This window comes from Salinibacterium sp. AL4.1, assembly GCF_059767305.1.
Map to the genome: position 1 here is coordinate 1 of NZ_JBSOQK010000001.1, position 23,798 is coordinate 23,798.

A 23,798-nucleotide genomic window follows, 5' to 3' on the forward strand; every position below is an offset into this window, starting at 1 on the left:
AATGGCCACCACTGTGTTTAATAGACACAGAGGTGGCCATTTTGCGTTAAGTTCCACCCATATTCAGGAGCAATTTGTGAGCGATTCGTCAGGTAACGACGGCCGGCGAGACAGCCGACCCCACGGAAGCCGTTCAGGCGCGCCTCGATCCGGTGGACGACCCACCGGCGGACGCCCCGGCGAAGGACGCCCGAGCGATGGAAGGCCACGCCGTGACAACGCGGCTGGCGGACCCGCTCGCGGCAAGCCCGCATCCAATTCAGACCGCCCCTGGCGCGATAAGCCACAGGGCGATGACCGTCGACCGCGTCGTGACGCCGGCGCTGGCGAGCACCGCCGCCCCCGTCGTGATGGCGACAGCAGCGATCGTGCACCGCGTCGCGACTACTCGGCAGGTGACGAGCGTCGTCCGCCCCGCAGCAACGAGCGCGATTCTCGGCCACAGCGTTCGGGAGATCGCGACTCGCGTCCACCCCGTTCCGGCGACCGTGACTCACGACCGCCTCGCTCCGGCGACCGCGATGGTCGGCCGCAGCGCTCCGGCGATCGTCCCGATAGAGGAGACCGGCCGGCACGCCCGTTCCGTTCCGATGGCTCTGGGCGCCCCGAGCGCGGCGGCCGTCCCGACCGCGGATCCAATCGCCGCGGTGGCCCCGACGAGAAGCGTCTCTGGACCAAGGGCGGTGCGCCCGCGCGCGGAGACCGTAACGCCAGTGAGCGTGAACCTGAAGAGGATCGCGACCCCTTCGGCATCCGCTCGGTTCGTGCCTTCCATCAGGCCCCGGAGATCCCCGAGGGCGTAACGCCCAAGATGCTCGACCGCGTTGCCTCCAACGAGCTCAAGACACTCAGCAAGGAGAACGCTGAAGGCGTTGCCCTGCACCTCGTGATGGTCTCGCAGCTCATTGAGGAGGACCCCGAGCTTGCTCACCAGCACGCTATTTCGGCTGCGCGTCGTGCCGGCCGTATCGGCGTCGTACGCGAAACTCTTGCGATCACTGCGTATGCGACAGGCGACTACGCGCTGGCTCTTCGTGAGCTACGTACGTATCGCCGTATTACCGGTCGCGACGATCAACTGCCCATGATGGTGGACAGCGAACGTGGCCTTGAGCGCCCCGAGCGTGCTCTCGAACTCGGCCGTTCGGTGAAGCGCAGCACACTGTCGGTTCCCGTGCAGGTTGAGCTGGCTATCGCGATGTCCGGTGCTCGTCTTGACCTCGGCCAGGCTGAAGAAGCGCTCGTTGAGCTGCAGATTCCTCAGCTGGACCCCACTACGGCGTTCACCTACAGCCCAGCGCTGTTCGGCGCGTACGGAACTGTTCTCGAAGAACTGGGCCGTGAAGACGAAGCGGCAACCTGGTTTGCGCGAGCAGATGTTGCAGCCGAAGCTCTGGGCGACGATGACGACGACATGATCGAAGTTATCGAAGAAGACATTGAGTTCGACGAGGAGTCGTCAGAGACCTCTGACGCGGATTCCAACTCCGACTTAGATTCCAACTCTGAAACTGAGGGCACCGATGGGGCTATGGACAGCGCTGAAGAAGCGGACGGGAACGACAGCGAAAGCACCCCACGTGGCGAGTAACACGCCGCTGACGGGTATCGATCTCGTACTCGCTGACCTCGACGGAGTGATCTACCGCGGTCCGGACGCGATTCCGTATGCCGTCGAGAGCATAAATGCGATTGAGGGCGCTCAGGTGGCCTACATCACAAACAATGCTTCACGCACCGATGCATCCGTTGCTGAGCATTTGAGTGAGCTCGGGCTGACCGTCGCACCGCACGATGTGGTGACTTCACCGCAAGCCGCTATGGGGTTGCTCCGCGACCTCGTGCCCGCCGGCTCGACCATCATGGTCGTGGGCGGCGAAGGTCTCACGAGCGAACTCGAGAAGTCGGGTTTTGTCGTCACTCGCTCAGCGGACGACTCGCCCGCAGCAGTCGTGCAGGGCTTCGCTCCGCACGTGGGCTGGAAAGATCTCGCCGAAGCGTCGTTCGCTCTCAAGGGTGGCGACGCCGGCATCCCCTGGATCGCGACAAACACTGACTGGACGATTCCGCAGGCGCGGGGCACGGCTCCCGGCAACGGAACTCTCGTGTCGGCCGTGCACTCTGCAGTCGGCCGGTTGCCGATCGTCGCGGGCAAGCCCGAAGTGGCCATTTTCGAAGAAGCCTTCCGCCGTTACGAATCGCGCTCGGCGCTCATGATCGGCGACCGTCTCGACACCGACATTCTCGGGGCGAATCGTGCCGGCATCCCGTCATTACTCGTACTCACCGGAATCGACCAGGCCAAGCAAGTACTCGCGTGCATCCCGGATGAACGTCCGACGATGATCGTTGACGACCTGCGCGGGCTGCTGGAGCCTTATCCCGAAACTGTGGTTACGCACGACGGTGCCGCTGTGGTGACGACGGTGGGAACGGCGGCCGTGCGCCTTGAGGGTCAGCGACTGAGCGTGACCACGGCCGGACCATCCATCGACCGTTTGCGTGCAGGAGCGGCAGCGATTTGGAACTCGGGGAGCGCCATCTACGCTCTTGAGGTTCCCGCGGAGCTATATTCGTGAGCATGGATGACGAATCGCCCGTTGACGGATTGATGTCTCGACTGAGCCTGATCGAGGATCAGCCGCTCGAAACCCGTGCCGCCGCGTTCACTCAGATTCACGATCAACTGCAGCAGCAGCTTGAGGGCAAGGACGCGTTCTCGCGCAATGGCTAGCATGCGGCTCGATGCGGCTCTCGCTGCCCGAGGGCTTGCTCGCTCGCGCACTCACGCGGCGAAGCTCATCGCGGACAACCTCGTCACTGTTTCCGGCGTTGCTGTGCCGAAGGCCTCAACTCCCGTCACCGACGAGCACGACATTGACGTCGCTGAGACCGATCACTATGTCAGTCGCGCCGCGCACAAGCTTGTAGCGGGACTTGAAGCCTTCGGCATTGACCCCACGGATCGGCTTGCGCTCGATGTCGGCGCATCGACAGGTGGCTTCACCCAGGTACTCCTCGAGCGGGGTGCTCGCGAGGTTATTGCGCTCGACGTCGGGCACGGGCAACTCGTCGACCTGATCCGCTCGGATGCCCGAGTGCGGGTGGTCGAGCGAGAGAATGCCCGCTATCTCACCGCTGAATCGCTGGCTGAACTGAGCGGGACATCCGAAACTCCGACGCTCGTGGTCTCAGATCTCTCGTTTATTTCGCTGCGCACTGTTCTGCCCGCGTTTTACGCTGTGGTGGGGGAGAGCGCTGACTACGTATTGCTCGTGAAGCCTCAGTTTGAAGTGGGACGCACAAACATTCGTGAAGGAATCGTTCACGGCTCCGCTTTGCGGGACGAAGCAATCATGGGCGTTTTGTGGGCGGCCTGGGACGTGGGGCTTGGTACCGCCGGTGTCATCTCCTCACCAATCGCCGGTAACGCAGGAAACCGTGAGTATCTTGTCTGGTTGAGCGCACGATCAGGCAGCAATCCGACAGAATGGTTAACGCAGGTTTCTGCAATCGCCTAAGGCCATCATTGAGTGATGGCGAAACGAACTATCACTACGAATGAGAGGTGCACGGTGCAGTCCGAGAACTCTCATGCTTCCGAGCGTCACATTTTGGTCATTGCTCACACAGGGCGCGCAGAGTCCCTGACCGCCGCGATCTCGGTGTGCCGTCAACTCATTAGTGCGGGCATCGTGGTGGTCTTGGCCCCCGATAGCTACGAAACGATTTTGCAAGCGGAGCCCGACCTCTCGCCAGTGCGCCGACTCGGCAACGAGGTCGAGACCGGTGAGCTTGAACTAGTGATCGTGCTCGGTGGCGATGGAACAATCCTTCGTGCCGCTGAATTGACCCGCGGCTGCAGCGCACCACTGCTCGGCGTGAACCTCGGCCACGTGGGGTTCTTGGCCGAGAGCGAGCGCGAAGAGCTGACGTCGACCGTCGAGCGTGCCTTGGCCCGCGATTACCTCGTTGAAGAACGAATGACCCTTGCGGTGCGCGTGAAGGTTGATTCCGAGGTTGTCTACGAAACGTGGGCCCTCAACGAAGCGACCGTCGAGAAAGCCAGTCGCGAGCGGATGCTCGAAGTGGTCATCGAAGTCGATGGCCGCCCCCTTTCTTCCTTTGGCTGCGACGGCGTCGTGATGTCGACGCCCACCGGCTCTACCGCCTACGCATTCTCCGCGGGCGGACCAGTTGTCTGGCCAAGCCTCGACGCCCTGCTCCTTGTGCCGCTGAGTGCCCACGCGCTCTTTGCGCGCCCGCTCGTCGTCGGGCCCGATTCTGCGCTTGCCGTTGAAGTTCTAGCGCGCAACATGGGAACCGGTGTTCTGTGGTGTGATGGCCGTCGCGCCTACGACTTGCCGCGCGGCGCCCGCGTAGTGGTGCGCCGATCGCCCGTGCCGGTGCGCCTTGCGCGCCTGTCGCAGGGCCCGTTCACCGATCGTCTTGTCAAGAAATTCAATCTGCCGGTCAATGGATGGCGTGGGCCAGCATCGGAGGAGGTACCCCACTCGTGATCGAAGAGATCTCCATTCGCGACCTCGGCGTTATTGCTTCGGCACGCCTTCCGTTGAGCCCTGGATTCACAGCGCTCACTGGCGAGACCGGCGCTGGTAAGACGATGGTCGTCACCGCACTCGGACTGCTCCTGGGGGAGCGGGCCGACCCCACCTCGATCCGGGCTGAGAGCAACCAAGCCTCTGTCGAAGGCCGTTGGGTCATCGATCCGGGATCAGCTGTTGCTGAGCGCGTACGCGATGCCGGCGGCGACCTCGACGAGGGCGAACTTCTTCTCGTGCGCACCGTCGCGCGCGAGGGCCGCAGTCGCGCTGTCGTGGGTGGCCGTAGCGCCCCCGTGGGAGTGCTCACCGAACTCGGCGACCAGCTTGTCGTTGTGCACGGGCAGTCGGAACAGATTCGTCTCAAGTCGTCCACTGCGCAACGCAATGCGCTCGATCGTTTTGCCGGCGCTGAGCTGGCTACCGTACTCGAGCAGTATCAAACTGTCTTCCGCCGCTGGCAAGCGGCTCAGGGCGAACTCGATGTGCTGATTGCCGAGAGCGACCTGCGCAGCCGCGAGGCCGACGAGCTTCGCGTTGCGATTCACGAGATCGAAGCGGCCGACGTGCGCCGCGGAGAAGATGTCGAGCTCACTGAGCGCGCCGATCGACTCTCGAACCTCGAAGGGCTACGTCTGGCTGCTGAGGGTGCCCACGCGGTGCTGTCGGCGGATGCCGTAGACGAAGGCTCCGATGTCGTGGCGATGCTTGCCAGTGCCCAACGAGGGCTTGAGCGGGTTGCCGAGCACGACGCACAACTCGCGTCGATCGCCGAAGCACTGGCGGCAGCATCCATCACTCTCGGCGAGATCTCGACCGATCTCTCGGGCTATCTCGCCGGTCTGGATGCCGATGGCAGCCGCGAACTGGAGCAGGTCGAAGAACGTCGCAGCCAGCTTTCCGCGCTTATTCGTAAGCACGGAGTGAACCTCGACGATGTCGTAGACGTTCTCGACACCGGTAGCCAACGCCTTCTCGAGCTCGACAATGATTCCACCCGCATTGATGAGTTGCGTGCGCAGGTCGAAGCCGATCAAGCTGAGCTCATCGAACTTGCCGCCCGCGTCAGCGAGGTGCGCACGGTGAGTGCTGCGCGCCTGGCCGCTGAAGTGAGCAACGAGCTCACGCATCTGGCGATGGCGAACGCCGAAATTGTCGTGACGGTCGAAGACCGCAGCGACTACTCACTGAGTGGTAAAGACGAAGTGGCGATTCTGTTGCGTCCGCACCCCGGTGCGCCGCCGCGCCCGCTCGGCAAGGGTGCTTCTGGCGGAGAGCTCTCGCGCGTCATGCTCGCGATCGAAGTTGTCATCGCCGGCAACGATCCTGTGCCCACGTTCATCTTCGATGAGGTGGATGCCGGCGTTGGCGGTGCTGCCGCGATCGAAATCGGTAAGCGCCTGGCTCAGCTCAGCCGCACCGCCCAAGTGATCGTTGTTACTCACCTAGCGCAAGTGGCCGCGTTTGCGGACAACCACCTCAGCGTCATCAAGGGCGACGACGGCTCGGTCACGGCATCCAGCGTTCATAAGCTCGAAGGGGAAGCCCGCATTGCCGAGATGGCGCGGTTGCTTTCGGGGCTTCCCGACTCCGAATCGGGGCTTGCTCACGCGCGCGAACTGATTCAGACGGCGCACGAACTAGAGAGCGCAAATCGCTAAAAGCTCGCGCAAGCTGTTAAGTCGATAACGAAACGCCCCGAAGCGGCGACGATATGCCCCGTCGTGGCATACGATAGAACCCCGTGGTGGACAATCAAAACGCGGTAGTAACAAAGCACATCTTCGTCACCGGAGGAGTCGTCTCTTCTCTCGGTAAAGGCCTCACGGCGGCGAGTCTCGGTAACCTGCTGACAGCACGCGGGCTCCGCGTCGTCATGCAGAAGTTGGATCCCTATCTGAATGTGGATCCCGGCACCATGAACCCCTTCCAGCACGGTGAAGTCTTCGTCACCGACGATGGCGCCGAAACTGACCTCGACATCGGACACTACGAGCGATTCCTCGACATCAAGCTCAACCAGGCAGCCAACGTCACCACGGGGCAGATTTACTCCGAAGTGATCGCCAAAGAGCGTCGCGGCGAGTACCTCGGCGATACCGTGCAGGTCATCCCGCACATCACCGACGAAATCAAGCGCCGTATGCGCCTGCAGGCCGCTGGTCCGTTCGACGACGAGAACCCGCAGCCGGACGTGATCATCACCGAAATTGGTGGAACCGTCGGCGATATCGAGAGCCTTCCGTTCATCGAGTCTGCTCGCCAGGTTCGCCACGAACTCGGCCGCAAGAACGTCTTCTTCGTCCACGTCTCGCTCGTGCCTTTCATGGCCGCTTCGGGAGAACAGAAGACCAAGCCCACGCAGCACTCCGTTGCCGCACTGCGTTCGATCGGTATCCAGCCCGATGCTCTCGTGCTGCGCAGCGACCGCCCCGTCTCTGAGTCGAACAAGCGCAAGATCGCGCTCATGTGTGACGTAGAAGAAGACGCCGTTGTCAACGCCACGGACGCCGCCAGCATCTACGACATCCCCGAAATGCTGCACAGCCAGGGACTCGACGCCTACATCATCAACCAGATCGGCCTCGAAGCCGACTCGGTCAACTGGGATGGCTGGAGTGAGCTTCTCGAAGCTGTTCACCACCCCAAGCACGAGACGACGATCGGTCTGGTCGGTAAGTACATCGACCTGCCCGACGCCTACCTTTCGGTCACCGAGGCATTGCGTGCCGGAGGCTTCGCGAACAGTGCCAAGGTCAACATCCGCTGGGTTCCCTCCGACGAGTGCGAAACTCCCGAAGGCGCAGCCAAGCACCTCTCCGATCTCGACGGCATCATCGTTCCCGGTGGTTTCGGCGTGCGCGGCATCGAGGGCAAGCTCGGCGCTCTCAAGTTCGTTCGCGAGAACGGTATCCCGGCCCTAGGCATTTGCCTCGGCCTGCAGTGCATGGTGATCGAATACGCTCGCGACATGGCCGGCCTCGACGGTGCGTCATCCACTGAGTTCGATACCGACACGAAGTACCCGGTTATCGCCACGATGGCGGAGCAGGTCGACATCATCGCTGGGGGAGACATGGGCGGCACGATGCGCCTCGGTCTCTACAACGCCAACCTCGAGCCCGGTTCGATCGTCGAAGAGATCTACGGCGCACCCACCGCAGCTGAGCGCCACCGTCACCGCTACGAGGTGAACAACGAATACCGCCAGCAGATTGCGGATGCCGGACTCACGTTTTCCGGAATCTCGCCCGATCGCACTCTCGTCGAGTTCGTCGAGCTGCCGCGCGAAGTTCACCCCTACTACGTCGGAACTCAGGCTCACCCTGAACTTCTCTCGCGCCCCAACCACGCGCACCCGCTCTTCCGCGGCCTTATTGCCGCAGCGATTGAGCGCCAAAAGTCCAACCGCCTCTTCGAGGTGACCGAGCAGGATGATGCATAACGAACTGAGCGACGACCGCGTCACTCCCGAGCTCCTTAACACCGAAACGGTGTTCGCGGGGCACGTGTGGAACGTGGACCGCGAGCGTTTTCAGCTCGACGGTACCGCGATCACTCGCGAGTTTGTGAACCACACCGGCGCCGTAGCGGTGCTGGCGATGGATGAGCGTGACCGGGTTCTGCTGATCAAGCAGTACCGGCATCCCGTGCGCCTGCGTGATTGGGAACTGCCCGCAGGCTTGCTCGATGTGCTCAACGAGTCACCGCTTATCGCGGCTCAGCGCGAGCTGGCAGAAGAGACCGACCTGCAAGCGGAGTCGTGGCACGTGCTCAGCGAAATGCTGACCTCGCCGGGGGGAAGCAATGAGGCCGTGCGTATCTATCTCGCGCGGGGCGTCAGCGCTACCGGTGAAGTCTTTGACCGCTACGCCGAAGAGGCCGGAATCGAGCTTCGCTGGGTTCCGCTCGAAGACGCTGTGGAAGCAGTACTGGAGCGCCGCGTGCAAAACTCGATTTTGTGCGTAGGGCTTCTGGCGGCGCAGTTGGGCCGCGACCGAGGGTGGAGCACGCTCGGTGACGCCAACGCTCCGTGGCCGCGGCATCCGCGCAACTACGCTGAATAGCTTCTCGCGGTAGGTTGAGCGACATGACCGAGTCGACGCGTCCCGCAGCGAAGAACGCGATCGCGGTGGCCGCAGAGCGCTATCTGCGGCATCTTGCGATCGAGCGAGGTCTCTCGGCGAATACTCTCGCTGCCTATCGGCGTGACCTCGACAACTACCTCAAATTTTTGAGTGACCGAGGCCTGGTCGCACCGGCTGCTGTGGCAGCGGATGACGTCACGGCCTTCGCGCACAGCTTGCGAGCCGATACCGAGCGCCCGCTCGCGGCCTCCTCGGTCGCGCGCATGCTCTCGACCGTGCGCGGGCTGCACACCTTTTTCGTCGACGAATCGCTCGCCGTGGAAGACGTTGCGCACACCGTGGCAATTCCCAAGCAGCCGATGCGGCTGCCGAAGGCCATCACCATAGAGCAAATGACGGCGGTGCTGAGTTCGTTCCCCGGCGACGAAATAATTTCGTTGCGCAACACCGCTCTGCTGGAGCTGCTGTACGCCACGGGTGCGCGCGTTTCGGAGGTCACCGCGCTCAACGTCGACGACATGATTGACGGCGACATCGTGCGCCTGCTGGGTAAGGGAAACAAGCAGCGCATCGTGCCCGTCGGCAGCTTTGCGCAGGCCGCGATTGAGAAGTACCTCGTGCGCGCTCGTCCCGCGCTTTCGGCCAAAGGTGCCTCGACGCCGGCTCTGTTTTTGGGGGCGCGCGGGGCTCGACTGTCTCGTCAAAACGTGTGGTTGATCATCCAATCGGCGGCAGAACGTGCTGAGCTGGGCATCGATATCTCGCCGCACACCTTTCGGCATTCCTTTGCGACGCATTTGCTCTCGGGCGGAGCCGACGTGCGAGTGGTGCAAGAGTTTCTCGGGCATTCCTCGGTCGCGACGACGCAGATCTACACGATGGTGACCGCCGACACTCTGCGGGATATGTACACGACCGCGCACCCGCGAGCCCGGTAGCAGGCGCCCTCGTTGGGCGTGTCGCGCTCTCAAACCTTCAACCTTTGGTAGAGGCGACCCTGCCGTGTCCGCGCGTGGGAGCACGGGCTGCAACGAAAGCGCGACGTAAACTTTTGGCATGACGAAACAGCGTGAGAACGAATCAACGCTGGCAGGGTTGGATGTTCCGGCAATGGGTCCAACCGGCCGGCCGATCACCAACTTTCCGGAGCCCCCGCCGCTCGACGGCCACGGCCCCGCACGCATCATTTCGCTGTGCAACCAAAAGGGTGGCGTCGGTAAGACCACGACCACCATCAACCTCGGTGCGTCGTTCGCTGAGTACGGTCGCCGCGTTCTCGCCATTGACTTTGACCCGCAGGGTGCGCTCTCGGCTGGCCTCGGCGTTCCGACGCACGATGTGCCGACGATCTACGACCTGCTGCTCGGCTCGATCAAGAATCCGGCCGAAGCGATCGTTCACACGAACGTTCCCGGCCTCGACGTCATCCCGGCCAACATCGACCTCTCGGCCGCAGAAGTGCACCTGGTCAACGAGGTCGCTCGCGAAACGATCTTGGCCCGCGTGCTGCGCAAGGTCAGCGATGACTACGACGTCATCCTGATTGACTGCCAGCCTTCGCTGGGCTTGCTCACCGTCAATGCCCTCACCGCCGCCCACGGCGTGCTCATTCCTTTGGAGTGTGAGTTCTTCGCGCTGCGCGGTGTAGCCCTGCTCGTAGAGACGATTGAGAAGGTTCAGGATCGACTGAACCCCGCGATCAAGCTCGACGGCATCCTCGCCACCATGTTCGACGCTCGCACACTGCACTCGCGCGAAGTGCTTGAGCGCGTTGTCGAGAACTTTGGTGACGATGTTCTGGAGACCGTGATTGGTCGCACCGTGAAGTTCCCGGATGCCAGCGTTGCCGGGTCTCCCATCACGACCTTCGCCCCCGACCACTCTGCGGCGCACTCTTACCGCCAGGTGGCGCGAGAGCTGATCGCCCGTGGCGCCGTCGCCTAGCGACGTTGAGGCGCCGTCGGCGAATGGCGCCGACGAACCCGAGACCCCCGCGGCGGGGTTCTCCGTTTCTCTCAGCAACTTCAACGGGCCGTTCGACCTGCTGCTGTCGCTCATCACCAAGCATGAGCTCGACATCACTGAGGTCTCGCTCTCGAAGATCACCGACGAGTTCATTGCGTACCTGCGCGATTTCGAGTCGCCCGAGGGCTCGGATGACATCGACGAGCTCGATCAGGCCAGCGAATTCTTAGTGGTTGCTGCCACGCTGCTCGACCTCAAGGTAGCGGGACTCCTGCCTCAGGGTGAGCTTGTGGATGCCGAAGACGTCGCGCTTCTTGAGGCGCGCGACCTGCTCTTTGCTCGCCTCTTGCAGTATCGCGCCTTCAAGCAGGCCAGCGATTGGTTTGGTTCGCATTTCGAGACCGAAGCCACGCGCACAGTGCGGTCGGTGCGCTTGGAAGAGAAATACCGCACCCAGACTCCCGAGCTCGTGTGGACGCTGAGCCTCGACGATTTTGCCGCCCTCGCAACTCTGGCGTTCACGCCGCGAGAGATTCCGAGCGTGGGGCTCGACCATTTGCACGCCCCGCTCATCAGCATCCGCGAACAAGCCGCTCACGTCGTTGCCCTGTTGCGTGCGGGGGAGCCTATGACCTTCCGCCAACTGATCGCGGGCGCCGAGCTCAAGGGCGTTATCGTTGCTCGCTTCTTGGCGGTGCTGGAGCTGTATCGCGGCTCGAACGTGGCGTTCGAGCAGATCGAACCCCTGGGCGAATTGACGGTCCGCTGGACGGCGGATCACTGGTCAGACGATAGCCTCGCTAATCTGGGAGCTGATTATGGAAACTGACACCGCGACTGCTGACACCGCGATGACCGAAAAACTGCCTACCGAGCAGCCTGATACCGAACCGACCGCAGAAGAACTCGCTGCCGGCCCCGTTGTCGACCTTGCTCGCGGGCTCGAAGCGATCTTCATGGTGGCCGATCAACCACAGAGCATTGTGAGTCTTGCGACCGCACTGAATGCTCCTGTCGCCGAGATCCGTAAGACGATCACAGCGTTGCGGGCTGATTTTGATGGCGACGGCGAGGGCCCTCGTCGTGGTTTCGAGCTGCGGGAAGTGGGCGGTGGCTGGCGTATTTACGTGCGCGCCGACTACGACGCCGCGGTGCGTGACTTTGTTTATACGCAGAATCCGTCGCGCTTGAGTCAGGCCGCATTGGAGACTCTCGCGGTGATTGCGTACAAGCAACCGATCAGTCGGGGATCGATTGCCGCCGTGCGCGCGGTGAATGTTGACTCAGTAGTGCGTACACTGCTGAGCCGAGGACTTATTACGGAGGCGTTTACCGACAACGAGACGGGCGCCATCCATTACGAAACAACGGAGCTCATGCTCGTGCAATTGGGGATCAACTCCATTGCCGAATTGCCTCCCATCTCGCCACTTTTATCTGATGGTTCGGACGGTTTTGATGAACAACGCTAATGGCGCAGGCGCCAGTCACCCCGAGGGCGAACGCCTTCAAAAAGTAATGGCCGCAGCCGGAGTCGCCTCCCGCCGTGTGTCAGAAGATTTGATCTACCAGGGCCGTGTTGCGGTCAACGGTAAGGTCGTTGAGGAAGCCGGTCGCCGCGTTAAGCCGACCGACCGCGTGACAGTGGATGGCTCGGCCATTCAGCTCGACACGACTAAGCGCTACGTCATGCTCAACAAGCCAGTCGGCGTTGTTAGCTCAATGGCGGATGAGAGTGGTCGCCCCGACCTGCAGCAATTCACCGGCAACTACGACGAGCGACTGTTCAACGTCGGCCGTCTCGACGTGCAGACCTCCGGACTGATCGTGCTCACGAACGACGGCGAACTCGCGCACGTTCTCGCGCACCCCTCGTTCGGTGTAACCAAAACGTACATCGCCAAGGTCGAAGGCGTCGTGAGCGCGCAGACCGTCTCACAACTGACCAAAGGCATCGAGCTCGAGGACGGTCCGATCGCCGCCGACAAGGCTCGCGTTATCGGTCGCGCCGTCAACGACGAATCCATGGTGGAGCTCACGCTTCACTCGGGCCGTAACCGCATTGTTCGCCGCATGATGGAGGCCGCCGGTCACCCCGTGCTCGAGCTCGTTCGTCGCCAGTTTGGGCCGCTCAACCTCGGCAGCCTCGGCGTGGGCAAGACCCGCAATCTCACCAAGGTGGAGCTGGGCGCGGTCTTGACGATCGCCCGTGACGCCGAGGAGCGCTCGTGAATCTAGGCCGCATCACGGGGCAAGTTCGTATCGTTGGTGCGGGATTGCTCGGTGCCAGCATCGGTCACGGCCTGCGCGCCAAGGGCGTTGACGTGATCTTGCACGACGCGTCGCGCAGCAGCGCGACGCTCGCGATTGACTACGGCGCCGGTCGCGCGCCGCAGGCTGACGACAAACCGTCGCTCGTGATCGTGGCAGTTCCGCCGGATGTTACGGCCGAGGTTGTCGCGCGCGAACTCCTCGCGTGGCCGCAGGCCACAGTGACGGATGTTGCGAGTGTCGCGGTGTCGGTTCTGGACGAGCTCATCGCTCTCGGCGTTGATCTCGACCGATTCATTGGTTCTCATCCCTTGGCGGGACGCGAACGCGGAGGAGCCATTTCCGCTCGCGCTGATTTGTTCATCGGTCGTCCCTGGGTGATTGGGCGCGGTACGCCCTTCCGCCGTCGTGCGGTTGAAGACCTCGTGATTGAACTCGGTGCTGTGCCCGTGCTGATGTCGGCCTCGGAACACGACGACGCGGTGGCTCTGGTTTCCCACGTTCCCCAAGTTGTGTCGAGTTTGTTGGCTCACCGTCTCGCTAACGCAACAGATGCTGCCGTCGGCCTTGCCGGTCAGGGACTCCGCGACACTACTCGCATCGCGTCTAGCGCCCCCGAGTTGTGGGTTCAGATATTGTCCGCCAATGCCGGTCCTGTCGCTGCGATTCTGCGCGAGTTTCAGACGGAGCTCAGCGTCGCGATTGACGCGCTGGAGAATCCGGATGTTCCGGGATCGCGCCGCGCCCTGGCCGAAGTTCTTGCGGGCGGCAATGCTGGAGTAGCGCGAATCCCCGGCAAGCACGGAACCAGCAAGCAGTTCAGTCAACTAGTTGTAATGGTTGACGACAAGCCCGGCGAGCTCGCACGGTTGCTCACCGAAATCGGCGAAGCGAATGTGAACATGGAAGACTTGCGCCTGGAGCATTCACCGGGTGCCCAGTTCGGCCTTGCCGAAATCTCGGTATTGCCCGAAAAGGAAGAAACGTTGTTGAGCGAGCTGAAAGCTCGCGGTTGGAAGATTGCAGGGACCTCCGCGTGAATAAGAACCCGTCTTTTGTTGTTGTGGCCGTCGATGGCCCGGCCGGCAGCGGAAAGTCGAGTGTCTCGAAAGCCACCGCTCGCGAACTCGGCTTTGACTACCTCGACACGGGAGCTGCCTACCGCGGTTTCGCGCTGCACTGCCTCGAGCGCGGCGTGGACACCCTCGGGCCCGGCGACGTGATCGAAACGCTCCCGCGGTTCGAGTACTCCATCGGTATCGACCCCGACAACTACTTTGTGAAGGTCGACTCGGAGATCGTGACCAACGACATCCGCGAACCTCGCATCACGGGCGTCGTGTCAAACATCGCCCGGGTTCCTCAAGTGCGGGAATACATGGTGAATCTGTTCCGCAGCATCATCGCTGGCAGCGACAAGCCCGGAATTGTGGTGGAGGGCCGCGACATTACGACGGTGGTTGCACCAGATGCTCAGGCGCGAATTCTGCTCACAGCCAGTGAAGAAGCTAGGATGGAAAGACGTGCGGCCGAACTCTCCGGAGAATCGAGCGCGACAACGGCGCAACAACTCAGTTATCGAGATGCGCAGGACTCCAAAGTCGTGGACTTCATGAACGCCGCCGATGGAGTCATCACCATTGACTCCACCAATCTTGACTTCGATCAAACCGTGACGGCCGTCGCGAGTTTCGTTCGCTCCAGCATGTAAACAAAGGACTACCCATGGCCGATCATTCGCCCGCCGACGACGACTTTCCCGAGCTGAATCCGGATCTCGTCGAGCGCCTCTCCGGCATGAACGAAGAAGAGGCTGCGCAGCGCACCTCTGCCCTTCGTGCGGGATTGAGTGACTACGACCTCGACGACGACGACATTCAGGTTCTGGATTCCGCCTCCGACGACCCAGATGCCATCTACTACCTTCCCGCTCTGCCTGTTCTCGCGATCGTTGGTCGCCCGAACGTCGGCAAGTCGGCTCTCGTCAACCGCATCATCGGCCGTCGTGAAGCCGTGGTCGAGGACACTCCCGGTGTTACTCGCGACCGCGTGAACTACAAGGCCGAGTGGAACAACCGTCACTTCACGATCGTCGACACCGGCGGCTGGGAACCTGACGCTAAGGGAATCGACGCCTCTGTCGCTGCCCAGGCTGAAATCGCGATCGACCTCGCCGATGCTGTGCTCTTTGTCGTGGATGCCACGGTGGGCCCCACCTCCACCGACGAGCACGTCGTGCGTATGCTTCGCGCCACCAAGAAGCCCGTTATTTTGGTCGCCAACAAGGTTGACGACATCCACCAGGAATCGGATGCTGCCGCGCTCTGGAGCCTCGGCCTCGGTCAGCCGTGGCCGTCATCCGCCGTTCACGGCCGTGGTGTTGCTGACCTGCTTGACCACGTGCTCACGGTGCTGCCGGAAATCTCGAACGTGGCCAAGGAAGAAGTGGGTGGCCCGCGCCGCGTCGCTATTCTCGGTCGCCCGAACGTGGGTAAGTCGAGCCTGTTGAACAAGACGGCTGGCGAAGAGCGCGTTGTTGTCAACGATCTCGCCGGCACGACTCGTGACCCCGTTGATGAGCAGATTGAGCTCGGCGGAAAGTTCTGGCGCTTTGTCGACACGGCAGGCATCCGCCGCCGTGTTGCTCTTGCCCAGGGTGCAGACTTCTACGCCACGCTGCGCACGAGTGCCGCACTGGAAAAGGCCGAAGTCGCCGTTGTTATCTTCGATGTCAGCGAGCCGCTCAGCGTTCAGGACCTCAAGATCGTTGACCTCGTGCTCGAATCGGGCCGTGCGCTCGTGCTGGCCTTCAACAAGTGGGATCTTCTCGACGACGAACGTCGCATGCTGCTTGAGCGTGAGATCGACAAGGATCTCGGCCACGTTGCGTGGGCTCCTCGTGTGAATATCTCGGCTAAGACCGGTCGTCACATGGAGAAGCTGGTTCCGGCTCTCGAACTGGCGTTGGAGTCGTGGGATACCCGCATTCCGACCGGTAAGTTCAACGCGCTTCTGGCTGAACTCACGCAGGAGCACCCTCACCCGCTTCGTGGTGGCAAGCAGCCGCGCATCCTCTTTGGTACGCAGGCATCGAGCCGCCCGCCAACGTTCGTGCTCTTCACGACCGGATTCTTGGACCCGCAGTACCGACGCTTCATTACGCGTCGACTGCGTGAGATCTTCGGCTTCGATGGCAGCCCGATCCAGGTCAACATGCGCGTGCGTGAGAAGCGCAAGCGCAAGTAGGGTCTCGAGACCCCGAGCTTCGGCGCGGTAGCTTCGGCTCAGCGACTAAACGGCGAGTCATTCTCCTAGGAGAGTGACTCGCCGTTTGGCGTGGTGCGTTTGCCGATCGGTGCGGTGGGAACGGATGCCGGTGGGCGCCCGGTCACCCTCCAGCGTTAGTGACCGAGCGGGGCGACGTTAGCGTCGGAGTCGGAGTCGGTGTCGGCCTCGGCATCGTTGCGCTTGACGAAGAATGTGGCGACGATCGCGAACAGTGAGATGATGCCACCTGCCATGAACGCGAGACGAACGCCGCCGGCGAGAGCCTCGGTATCGGGGGCTCCTTCAGCGGCAAGCGCGACGGACTGCACGGTGAGTAGCGCGATGAACAGCGCAGTACCGGCGGCGCCAGCGAGCTGCTGCACGGTGCCGATGGTGGCGCTGCCATGCGAGTAGAGGTGCGGTTTAAGCGTTCCGAGTGCCGAGGTGAACAGCGGCGTGAACATGAAGGCGAGTCCGATGCTCATGGGCACGTGAATCGCAACCACCATGAGCGCTGAACTGTTCTCCGAGAGCATCGTGAAGCTCCAGAGTGACGCGCTGACGACGATGGCGCCAGGGATCATGAGCGGGCGCGGTCCGACCTTGTCGTACAGTCGGCCCACAATCGGCCCGAGAAGGCCCATGATGAGGCTTCCGGGCAGCACGAGGAGTCCGCTCTGGATGGGTTCGAGGCCGAGAACGTCTTGCGTAAACATCGGCAGCAGGATGATGGTGCCGAAGAGGGCCGCCATCATGACCATCATGAGACCGATCGAAATCGCGAAGCCGGAGGCAGCGAAGGTGCGGAGGTCGAGGAGGGCGCTGTCGGTCTTCTGCAGCTTCAGTTGGCGCAGGATGAACAGAGCGAGGCTGGCCGCTCCCGCAATGATCGGGATAGCGGGTGCGACGAGTACTTCTCCGCTGGCTGATTCGCCGAGGCTCGAGAGACCATAGATGAGGCCAGCAAAGGCGATGGCCGAGAGGATGACCGAGAGTACGTCGATCGAGACCTTGCGGGGATCCGTGACGTTGCGCACCTTGGTGATGCCGAGAATGAGCGCGGCGACCGAGATGGGGATCATGACAATGAAGACCCAGCGCCAGTCAAAGACCGCGAGTACAAGGCCCGCCACCGTGGGGCCGACGGCGGGAGCCATCGACATGACGATAGACACGTTACCCATCGTTTTACCGCGGGTAGCCGGGGGCACGAGAGTCATGACGGTAGTCATGAGCAGCGGCAGCATGATCGCGGTACCGGAGGCCTGAATCACTCGTCCGACAATCAGGATGAAGAACGTCGGCGAAATAGCTCCGAGCAGGGTACCCGCGGTGAAGAGCGTCATTGCCGCGATGAAGATGCTGCGCGTCGTAAATCTTTGGATGAGGAATCCGGTAATCGGAATCACTACCGCCATCGTGAGCATGAACGACGTCGACAACCACTGAGCTGTGCTCGGCTCGATGTTGAGGTCTTCCATGATGCGGGGGATAGCAACGACAAGTGATGTCTCGTTGAGGAACACCACGAAGGTTGCCGCGAGCATGAGCGCGATCACGAGACGGTTGCGTCCGCTGTTATCGACGGCGCCCGCTGACGAGCCCGCTCCGGGTGGGGTGAGGGGGATACTGCCGGTAATCGGCGCGGTGCTAGTCATGAAAATCCTGTCGTGTCTCAAGCGGTAGGACGAAGCAGCAGCCGGGGTCGAAAGGGCGCACAAATCAGTCGTCGTGTTTATTCTCGCTCAGTGCAACGACATCCGACAGCAAAATAATCCCGATCGCTCGGAGTCGGCGGCAATCCGGCTCGCGGTGGGGTGGAAGTGGGGCGGGAGAGCGCCCTGTGCACGAGAAGTGGTCCACAAGGGTGGGCAGCATTACCACCGCCCGAGCATCCGCCTGAACCGCTATCGTGGAGGCACAACTTGTGACACGGGGTGCCCTGCGGGGCTGAGAACACACCCGTCGAACCTGATCTAGTTAGAACTAGCGAAGGGATGTCGTGCATGTCGCGTACGCCACCGAACTTTTTGACCGCCACGCAAGACGCGCTCGAGGCGGTGAGATCGACGTCGCCGCTCGTGCAGTGCATCACCAATAGCGTGGTGGTGGGCTTCACCGCCAACGCTCTGCTGGCCGTGGGTGCGGCGCCGGCCATGGTGGATATCCCAGAGGAAGCGGGCATGTTCGCGGGGGTGGCATCCGGAGTGCTCATCAATCTCGGTACCTGCCGCGAAGAGCAGCGCGCTGCGGCGCTGGAGGCAGCACCGGCCGCCAACAATGCGGGAACGCCGTGGGTGCTCGACCCCGTGGCCATCGGCGCTCTGCCGGTGCGCACTCCGTTGGCGTATCGCCTGCGTGATCTGGGGCCGTCTATCGTGCGAGGGAACGCTTCAGAGATTCTGGCGCTCGCCGAGCTCGGCGAAGGCGGCCGTGGTGTCGACAGTACGAGCACCGTTGATGCCGCACTCAGTGCCGCTCAGATGCTCGCGCGGGTGACCGGCGGCGCTGTCGCAGTATCGGGAGCGACCGACCTTGTGACCGATGGCGTGAGTGTTGTCAGACTGACGAACGGGCATCCGGTGCTGACGAAGGTCACCGGTGGTGGCTGTGCACTGGGTGCAATCATGGCGGCGTTTGCGGCGGTGACTCCGGATGCGCTGACGGCGGCGGTAGCAGCGACAAGCGTGTACACGGTAGCGGCTGATCTAGCGGCGGAACGTTCGGCACTGCCGGGAAGTTTCGCGGTTGCGCTGGTGGATGCCCTGAGCGAAGTGTCCGTGGACGACATTGCAGAGCGGGCGGTAATCGCGTGAGTGACTTCCGGAACGACTTCGACCTCTCGACCTATCTCGTGACGGACTCGGCTCAAGCACGCGCGGCCGGACACGACCTTGTCGACCTCGTTTATGAGGCCGTCGCCGGAGGAGTGACCGTCGTGCAGATTCGCGAAAAGGACACTCCCGCCCATGAGTTTCTCGACATCGTGTTGAGAGTTTCCACTGCGGTGGCGCGCAAGGTGCCCGTGCTCGTCAATGACCGAGTAGACGTGTACCTGGCGGCCCGCGAAATGGGTGCCAAAGTCGCAGGAGTACATGTGGGGCAGAACGACTTGCCCGTGTCATCCGTTAGAGCTCTTGTCGGGCCGGATGCCATTGTCGGGTTGAGCGCCTCTACCGAGGACCAGTTGTTCGCAGCCGGGGTGCGCTCCGCCGGGGTCGACTACGTCGGTATTGGCGCATTGAACCCCACGACGACCAAGAAGGATGCTCCGGGTGCTCTGGGGCATGCCCGCATGCAGGAACTCGTCGCAGTCAGCAAACTGCCGACTGTTGCTATTGGCGGGATAGGGCTGTCGGATGTTCCGTTGCTGCGCGCCGCTGGTGCTGACGGTGCTGCGGTGGTCTCCGCTATTTGTGGGGTGGCTGACCCGCGAGCAGCGGCACAGGCGCTCGCCGCAGCGTGGGCCGGAGCTGGCTCTGTAGCTGGGGCGGGGGAGACGGCGTGAGCGCGGTGCGTGTACCGCGAGTACTGAGCATCGCCGGGAGTGACCCCTCGGGTGGGGCTGGCATCCAAGCTGACCTCAAGTCGATTGCGGCCAATGGCGGCTACGGCATGGCGGCGATCACGGCGCTGACGGCCCAGAACACGCAGGGCGTGAGCGGCGTGCATGTGCCGCCGGCCTCCTTCTTGAAGGAACAGTTGGATGCCGTCAGTGACGACGTCACGATCGACGCGGTGAAGATTGGGATGCTTGGCACTCCCGAGGTCGTTGCGGTCGTGCAGGAGTGGCTGGCGCGGGTGAAGCCGCCGCTCATTGTGCTCGACCCGGTGATGGTCGCCACGAGTGGAGATCGCCTACTGGATACCGAAGCCGAGCTGGCGCTGCGCGAGCTGGTGCGGGTCAGCGATCTGGTGACACCGAACATCCCCGAGCTCGCGATTATTGCGGGGGAGCCTGCCGCCGAGACCTGGCCCGAGGTGCTGGCGCAGGCGGGGCGAGTCTCTGCCTCCTACGGGGTGCGCGTACTAGCCAAGGGCGGCCACTTGAGCGGGGCTGAGGCTCCGGATGCGCTCGTGGATGCTCGTTTCGGGAACGCACCGGTCGTGACTGAGTTTGCCGGCATCCGCCTAGAGACCACGAACACGCACGGAACGGGCTGTTCGCTGTCGAGTGCGCTCGCGACGCGCATTGCGGCGACCGGCGATTGGGCTGCCGCCGTGGGGGAGTCGAAGCGGTGGTTGAGCGAGAGCATCCGCGCGGGTGCAGCGCTGCAGGTAGGCGGTGGGCATGGGCCCATCAACCACTTTGCGGGGCTGTGGGCTCGCGGGGGCGTAGAGACGGCGCCAACGGCGGCGGAGGTGCGGGAACACTGGTGGGCCGAGATTGCTGACATCCGCGCTCAGATCGACAATGGTGACTTTGTGCGGGCGCTGGGGGATGGTTCCCTCAAGCGGGGCGATTTCGTCTGGTACCTGGCCCAGGATGCGCTCTACCTGCGCGATTATGCGCGGGCGCTCGCCGAAGCCGCCCGGCTGGCACCCACCGCTGCGGAACAAGCCTTCTGGGCATCAAGCGCTGAGGGCTGCATCGTGACGGAGCTGCAATTGCACGAGTCGTGGTCTCCTTCCGGTGAGGTATTTGCGGCTTCGCCCAGTGCGACCACCACCGGGTACCTCAACCACCTGCTCGCGACAGCTGCCCGCGGTGACTACGCCGTGCTCGCTGCGGCCCTATTGCCCTGCTTCTGGGTTTACCACGACGTCGGTTCGCGCCTGCATCCGCTCGCGCACGCCGAGCACCCCTACGCCGACTGGTTGACGACCTATGCCGATGACGCCTTCACGGATGCCACGGAGCAGGCCATCACGATAGTGACGGCGCTCGCCGCAGACGCTACCCCGCCAATTCGGGATGCGATGCTCACCGCTTTCGTGGCGTCGACGGAGCACGAACGCGAGTTCTTCGCTGCCGCGCACGGGGTCAGCTCGACCTGATTTCGTTTCTGTTCCCCATTTGACCCCAAAGTGAACATCGCCGCCCAAATTTCACGGTAAGCTATTCGAGTTGTCACGGGCTGTGGCGCAGCTTGGTAGCGCACTTGACTGGGGGTCAAGGGGTCGCAGGTTCAAATCCTGTCAGCCCGACAATACGAGAAAAGGACCGTCCGTCAGGATGGTCCTTTTTTCGTGCTCCGAGGGCTCGCAGACGCGGCCTTACCTCGTTGATCGCGACGAAGTTCGTCGCCCCATGTACGGCGCGCTCCCTAGCAAGCGCAGTTTGCCAGACGTCTCTCTGTCTGAACGTCTCCGCCGGGGATATCCCGGGCGACGCAGTGCTCGTCGTTGACGCTCCGAGCTAGGGGCGCCCAGCGCCCTGGGGTTACAGAATGTGCCCCAGGCGCTGGCGAACCCGTCTTTTAGTGCTCGTCGTAGTGGTCGCCGTGTTCAGCGTGCTTGTGACCGTCGTGAACATAGTCCACGTGGTCATCGTGCTGCACGGTTTCGTGACCGCATGCGGTACCGTGCGCGTGGGACTCGACGGTGTGCTCGGCGACGGCCTCGTGCTCGTCGTAGTGGTCACCGTGTTCAGCGTGATGATGCGTTCCATGGACGTAATCCACGTGGTCACCGTGTGTGACGCTTTCGTGCCCACAATCGGTGCCGTGGGTGTGCTCAGCGAGTGAATGTTCGGCGTGAACGTCTGTGGCGGTCATCTTGTTCTTCTTTCGTTAGTAGTTCTCGAGCTGGTCGGAAGGACTCGGCTCGTTGACGTGAACCAGCGCATCCTCGATCACATGTGCGACATGCGAGTCGGCAATTCGGTAGGTGACCTCCTTGCCGGTGCGCGTCGCTATGACGAGGGAGGCTTGGCGAAGCGTGCGAAGGTGTTGAGACACGAGCGGTTGAGTCATGCCTGTTGCCTCGGCCAAAGCGCTCACGCTCATGGGCGATGCGCCGATGAGGCGCATAAGCCAGAGACGTGAAGGATTCCCGAGCACCTTGAATAACAGCGCCGCGTCTTCTAGGCCTGATTCGACGTGCATAGTTCATTCGAACACACATATAAACATATTGCAATGTGTGCATGTTATTGATAACCATTCTCGTCGTAGGGAGCCGCGCTCGAAGGCCCGTGCGGCTGCGAAGTCGACTAGAACGCGTTTTGCAACTCGCAGACGACATCCGCATCGATGGCGGTGCCGTCTTCGAGCGCGCCGGCGAACCGCACTTCGACGATGTCGCGGCTGCCGTCGGCCGAGCGTGGGCCGAGTTCGGTCAGGGTTGTGATCTCGCCCTTGTTGGAAGGGATCTTCCGCGTGCTGCATGTGACGAGCCGTGCTGCTGTCGTGCTTCGTCTGCGCTAGCTGACGGAGCCAAACCAAGGACATGGCAAGGCCTGAGCTGGCGCTTAGGTGCAGAAGCCCGGCGCCTGTGGGCGCAGGACCTCGGCCGGTACGGGGAATGATTGCGCGAGCAATGGTATGAGCATTCCCCGCGCCAGCGGTCGAGGTTAGTCCTTGCGCTTGCTGGCGGCCTTGTCTTTCTTGTCAGCACGCTTCTCTTTGAGAGACTTGCTCGCTACAGTCTTGCCGCTGGATGTTTTGGGTGATTTATCGGCCATGACGTTATCCTCCTGTGAGCCGAGTGGCTCGTTCCCTGAGCGTACCCCGCCCGCGGCGCTAGGCGATGTGTGGGCCGTGTGAGTCAGACCGAATCCCGCTCGCGCTCAAGGCGGGCCAGCCGCACGCGGGCCGCATCTTCGCTGGAGGATGAGGTGCCAAGAATTTTGCCGACGGAGCGCAGCACGATGCCGGTCGCCCAGATCACGGGCAAAGGTGATCGCCGCAGCCCCAGCAACTTGCGGTGTTCCTCGGGCAGCGAAGCGACGGCTCCGGCGAACAGCACTCGGTAAGCGGGCATCATTGACCGGCGAAGCGGGGGATTGCGAATGAAGCGCACGGCTTCGAGAACGCGCTCGTCGCTCTTGAGCACGGGGCGGAATCCATCAATCTGAGCTTTCAACTCAGCACGGGATCGCGGTGGCTGCTCTACTCCCACGAGCTCGCCGGCGGTTGCCCACTCACGCACGTACTGGTCGGCCCCGCCGGGGATGGTCTTTCCCCACAGCTCGTGGCTGCCGAGGAATGCGTCGGTGAAAACGGCGTGCACCCACGACAGCAACTCTTGGTCGCCCGCGGTGTAAGCGCGCTCGACGCCGTCGACATCCAGATAGGTGCCCGCGACTCGGGTGTGATACTTGCCGACGCGGGCTGACTCTTGCTGTGACTGTTCTGTGCTGGCGAAGGTGACGGTGATCAGCCACTGGATTGTGCCGGAGAGTCGCCCCAGCGGATCCTCTTTGTACCGCGACCAATCGTGAACGCCCGCCATTGCTCCGGGGTGCAGGGTCTGCATAAGCAGTGCCCGGATGCCGGCGACAAGGGTGCCCATGCCTCCGTGCACCACCCAGGCGGCAGAGTCGGGGCCAAAGAATCCCGCATCGTCACCCTGCTCGATGCGAGCAACCCACGCTGGGCGTCCCGAGCTTTCGCCGGAGAACGTCGTCAGGAGGTGTGAGCGCCAGGAGTCAGAAAATCTTCCCATCCGTTGACGATATGCCGGGTTGCTGGGAGGTTAGCCG

The 23,798-nt window shown here is 62.5% G+C and carries 23 protein-coding genes, 1 tRNA gene and 1 riboswitch; of the genes, 21 read left to right on the forward strand and 3 right to left on the reverse strand.

Going from position 1 to position 23,798, the window contains the following annotated elements:
• Positions 1-76 precede the first annotated feature (76 nt).
• The 16 genes from ACWTV3_RS00005 (at position 77) to der (ending at position 16,132) form a co-directional block, all read left to right on the forward strand.
• Positions 77-1,591 (forward strand): tetratricopeptide repeat protein, encoded by a 1,515-nt coding sequence (locus ACWTV3_RS00005; RefSeq protein ID WP_498476275.1) that lies wholly within the window; start codon positions 77-79, stop codon positions 1,589-1,591.
• Complete coding sequence (locus tag ACWTV3_RS00010) at positions 1,581-2,579, forward strand: HAD-IIA family hydrolase (protein WP_498476276.1); 999 nt, start codon at positions 1,581-1,583, stop codon at positions 2,577-2,579. The genes ACWTV3_RS00005 and ACWTV3_RS00010 overlap by 11 nt, the downstream gene beginning before the upstream one ends.
• A gap of 2 nt (positions 2,580-2,581) precedes the next feature.
• A complete protein-coding gene (locus ACWTV3_RS00015) occupies positions 2,582-2,734 on the forward strand; it encodes a hypothetical protein (protein WP_169925785.1) in 153 nt (50 codons plus the stop codon).
• Positions 2,727-3,521, forward strand: coding sequence for a TlyA family RNA methyltransferase (locus tag ACWTV3_RS00020; RefSeq protein ID WP_498476277.1), 795 nt, complete (start codon positions 2,727-2,729; stop codon positions 3,519-3,521). The genes ACWTV3_RS00015 and ACWTV3_RS00020 overlap by 8 nt, the downstream gene beginning before the upstream one ends.
• A gap of 54 nt (positions 3,522-3,575) precedes the next feature.
• Complete coding sequence (locus ACWTV3_RS00025; RefSeq protein ID WP_100389195.1) at positions 3,576-4,520, forward strand: NAD kinase; 945 nt, start codon at positions 3,576-3,578, stop codon at positions 4,518-4,520.
• A complete protein-coding gene (gene recN / locus ACWTV3_RS00030; RefSeq protein ID WP_498476278.1) occupies positions 4,517-6,223 on the forward strand; it encodes a DNA repair protein RecN in 1,707 nt (568 codons plus the stop codon). The genes ACWTV3_RS00025 and recN overlap by 4 nt, the downstream gene beginning before the upstream one ends.
• A gap of 83 nt (positions 6,224-6,306) precedes the next feature.
• On the forward strand, positions 6,307-8,007 hold the full coding sequence (pyrG, locus tag ACWTV3_RS00035; RefSeq protein WP_498476279.1) for a CTP synthase: 1,701 nt from the start codon (positions 6,307-6,309) through the stop codon (positions 8,005-8,007).
• A complete protein-coding gene (locus ACWTV3_RS00040; protein ID WP_498476280.1) occupies positions 7,997-8,629 on the forward strand; it encodes an NUDIX domain-containing protein in 633 nt (210 codons plus the stop codon). Before pyrG ends, ACWTV3_RS00040 begins: the two co-directional genes overlap by 11 nt.
• Positions 8,630-8,652: 23 nt before the next feature.
• A complete protein-coding gene (locus tag ACWTV3_RS00045) occupies positions 8,653-9,588 on the forward strand; it encodes a site-specific tyrosine recombinase XerD (RefSeq protein ID WP_498476281.1) in 936 nt (311 codons plus the stop codon).
• Between the two features lie 118 nt (positions 9,589-9,706).
• A complete protein-coding gene (locus tag ACWTV3_RS00050) occupies positions 9,707-10,594 on the forward strand; it encodes a ParA family protein (protein ID WP_498476282.1) in 888 nt (295 codons plus the stop codon).
• The gene (locus ACWTV3_RS00055) at positions 10,578-11,444 is read left to right on the forward strand and encodes a segregation and condensation protein A (protein ID WP_498476283.1); all 867 of its coding nucleotides are present in this window, start codon (positions 10,578-10,580) and stop codon (positions 11,442-11,444) included. Before ACWTV3_RS00050 ends, ACWTV3_RS00055 begins: the two co-directional genes overlap by 17 nt.
• 22 nt (positions 11,445-11,466) lie before the next feature.
• Entirely contained in the window at positions 11,467-12,087 is a 621-nt protein-coding gene (scpB, locus tag ACWTV3_RS00060) for an SMC-Scp complex subunit ScpB (RefSeq protein ID WP_498477917.1), read from the forward strand.
• On the forward strand, positions 12,074-12,847 hold the full coding sequence (locus ACWTV3_RS00065; RefSeq protein WP_498476284.1) for a pseudouridine synthase: 774 nt from the start codon (positions 12,074-12,076) through the stop codon (positions 12,845-12,847). The genes scpB and ACWTV3_RS00065 overlap by 14 nt, the downstream gene beginning before the upstream one ends.
• Entirely contained in the window at positions 12,844-13,926 is a 1,083-nt protein-coding gene (locus tag ACWTV3_RS00070) for a prephenate dehydrogenase (RefSeq protein WP_498476285.1), read from the forward strand. The genes ACWTV3_RS00065 and ACWTV3_RS00070 overlap by 4 nt, the downstream gene beginning before the upstream one ends.
• Positions 13,923-14,597, forward strand: coding sequence for a (d)CMP kinase (gene cmk / locus ACWTV3_RS00075; RefSeq protein WP_498476286.1), 675 nt, complete (start codon positions 13,923-13,925; stop codon positions 14,595-14,597). Before ACWTV3_RS00070 ends, cmk begins: the two co-directional genes overlap by 4 nt.
• Positions 14,598-14,611: 14 nt before the next feature.
• The gene (gene der, locus ACWTV3_RS00080) at positions 14,612-16,132 is read left to right on the forward strand and encodes a ribosome biogenesis GTPase Der (RefSeq protein WP_498476287.1); all 1,521 of its coding nucleotides are present in this window, start codon (positions 14,612-14,614) and stop codon (positions 16,130-16,132) included.
• Positions 16,133-16,287: 155 nt separating this feature from the next.
• Here the strand turns inward: der and ACWTV3_RS00085 are convergent, their stop codons facing one another.
• Entirely contained in the window at positions 16,288-17,811 is a 1,524-nt protein-coding gene (locus tag ACWTV3_RS00085; protein WP_498476288.1) for an MDR family MFS transporter, read from the reverse strand.
• 265 nt (positions 17,812-18,076) lie between these two features.
• Positions 18,077-18,168, forward strand: a riboswitch (TPP riboswitch).
• Between ACWTV3_RS00085 and thiM the strand changes: the two genes are divergently transcribed.
• The 5 genes from thiM (at position 18,160) to ACWTV3_RS00110 (ending at position 21,840) form a co-directional block, all read left to right on the forward strand.
• Positions 18,160-18,969, forward strand: coding sequence for a hydroxyethylthiazole kinase (gene thiM / locus ACWTV3_RS00090; protein WP_498476289.1), 810 nt, complete (start codon positions 18,160-18,162; stop codon positions 18,967-18,969). It overlaps the preceding riboswitch by 9 nt.
• On the forward strand, positions 18,966-19,661 hold the full coding sequence (gene thiE / locus ACWTV3_RS00095) for a thiamine phosphate synthase (protein WP_498476290.1): 696 nt from the start codon (positions 18,966-18,968) through the stop codon (positions 19,659-19,661). The genes thiM and thiE overlap by 4 nt, the downstream gene beginning before the upstream one ends.
• Positions 19,658-21,151, forward strand: coding sequence for a bifunctional hydroxymethylpyrimidine kinase/phosphomethylpyrimidine kinase (locus tag ACWTV3_RS00100; RefSeq protein ID WP_498476291.1), 1,494 nt, complete (start codon positions 19,658-19,660; stop codon positions 21,149-21,151). The genes thiE and ACWTV3_RS00100 overlap by 4 nt, the downstream gene beginning before the upstream one ends.
• Before the next feature lie 76 nt (positions 21,152-21,227).
• A tRNA-Pro gene (locus ACWTV3_RS00105) sits at positions 21,228-21,301 on the forward strand.
• A 275-nt stretch (positions 21,302-21,576) separates the two neighbouring features.
• Complete coding sequence (locus tag ACWTV3_RS00110) at positions 21,577-21,840, forward strand: hypothetical protein (protein WP_498476292.1); 264 nt, start codon at positions 21,577-21,579, stop codon at positions 21,838-21,840.
• A 45-nt stretch (positions 21,841-21,885) separates the two neighbouring features.
• Here the strand turns inward: ACWTV3_RS00110 and ACWTV3_RS00115 are convergent, their stop codons facing one another.
• Both ACWTV3_RS00115 and ACWTV3_RS00120 read right to left on the reverse strand, forming a co-directional pair.
• Positions 21,886-22,200: an ArsR/SmtB family transcription factor gene (locus ACWTV3_RS00115; protein ID WP_498476293.1), complete on the reverse strand. Its 315-nt coding sequence runs from the start codon at positions 22,198-22,200 to the stop codon at positions 21,886-21,888.
• A 661-nt stretch (positions 22,201-22,861) separates the two neighbouring features.
• A complete protein-coding gene (locus ACWTV3_RS00120) occupies positions 22,862-23,761 on the reverse strand; it encodes an oxygenase MpaB family protein (protein ID WP_498476294.1) in 900 nt (299 codons plus the stop codon).
• Between the last annotated feature and the right edge of the window lie 37 nt (positions 23,762-23,798).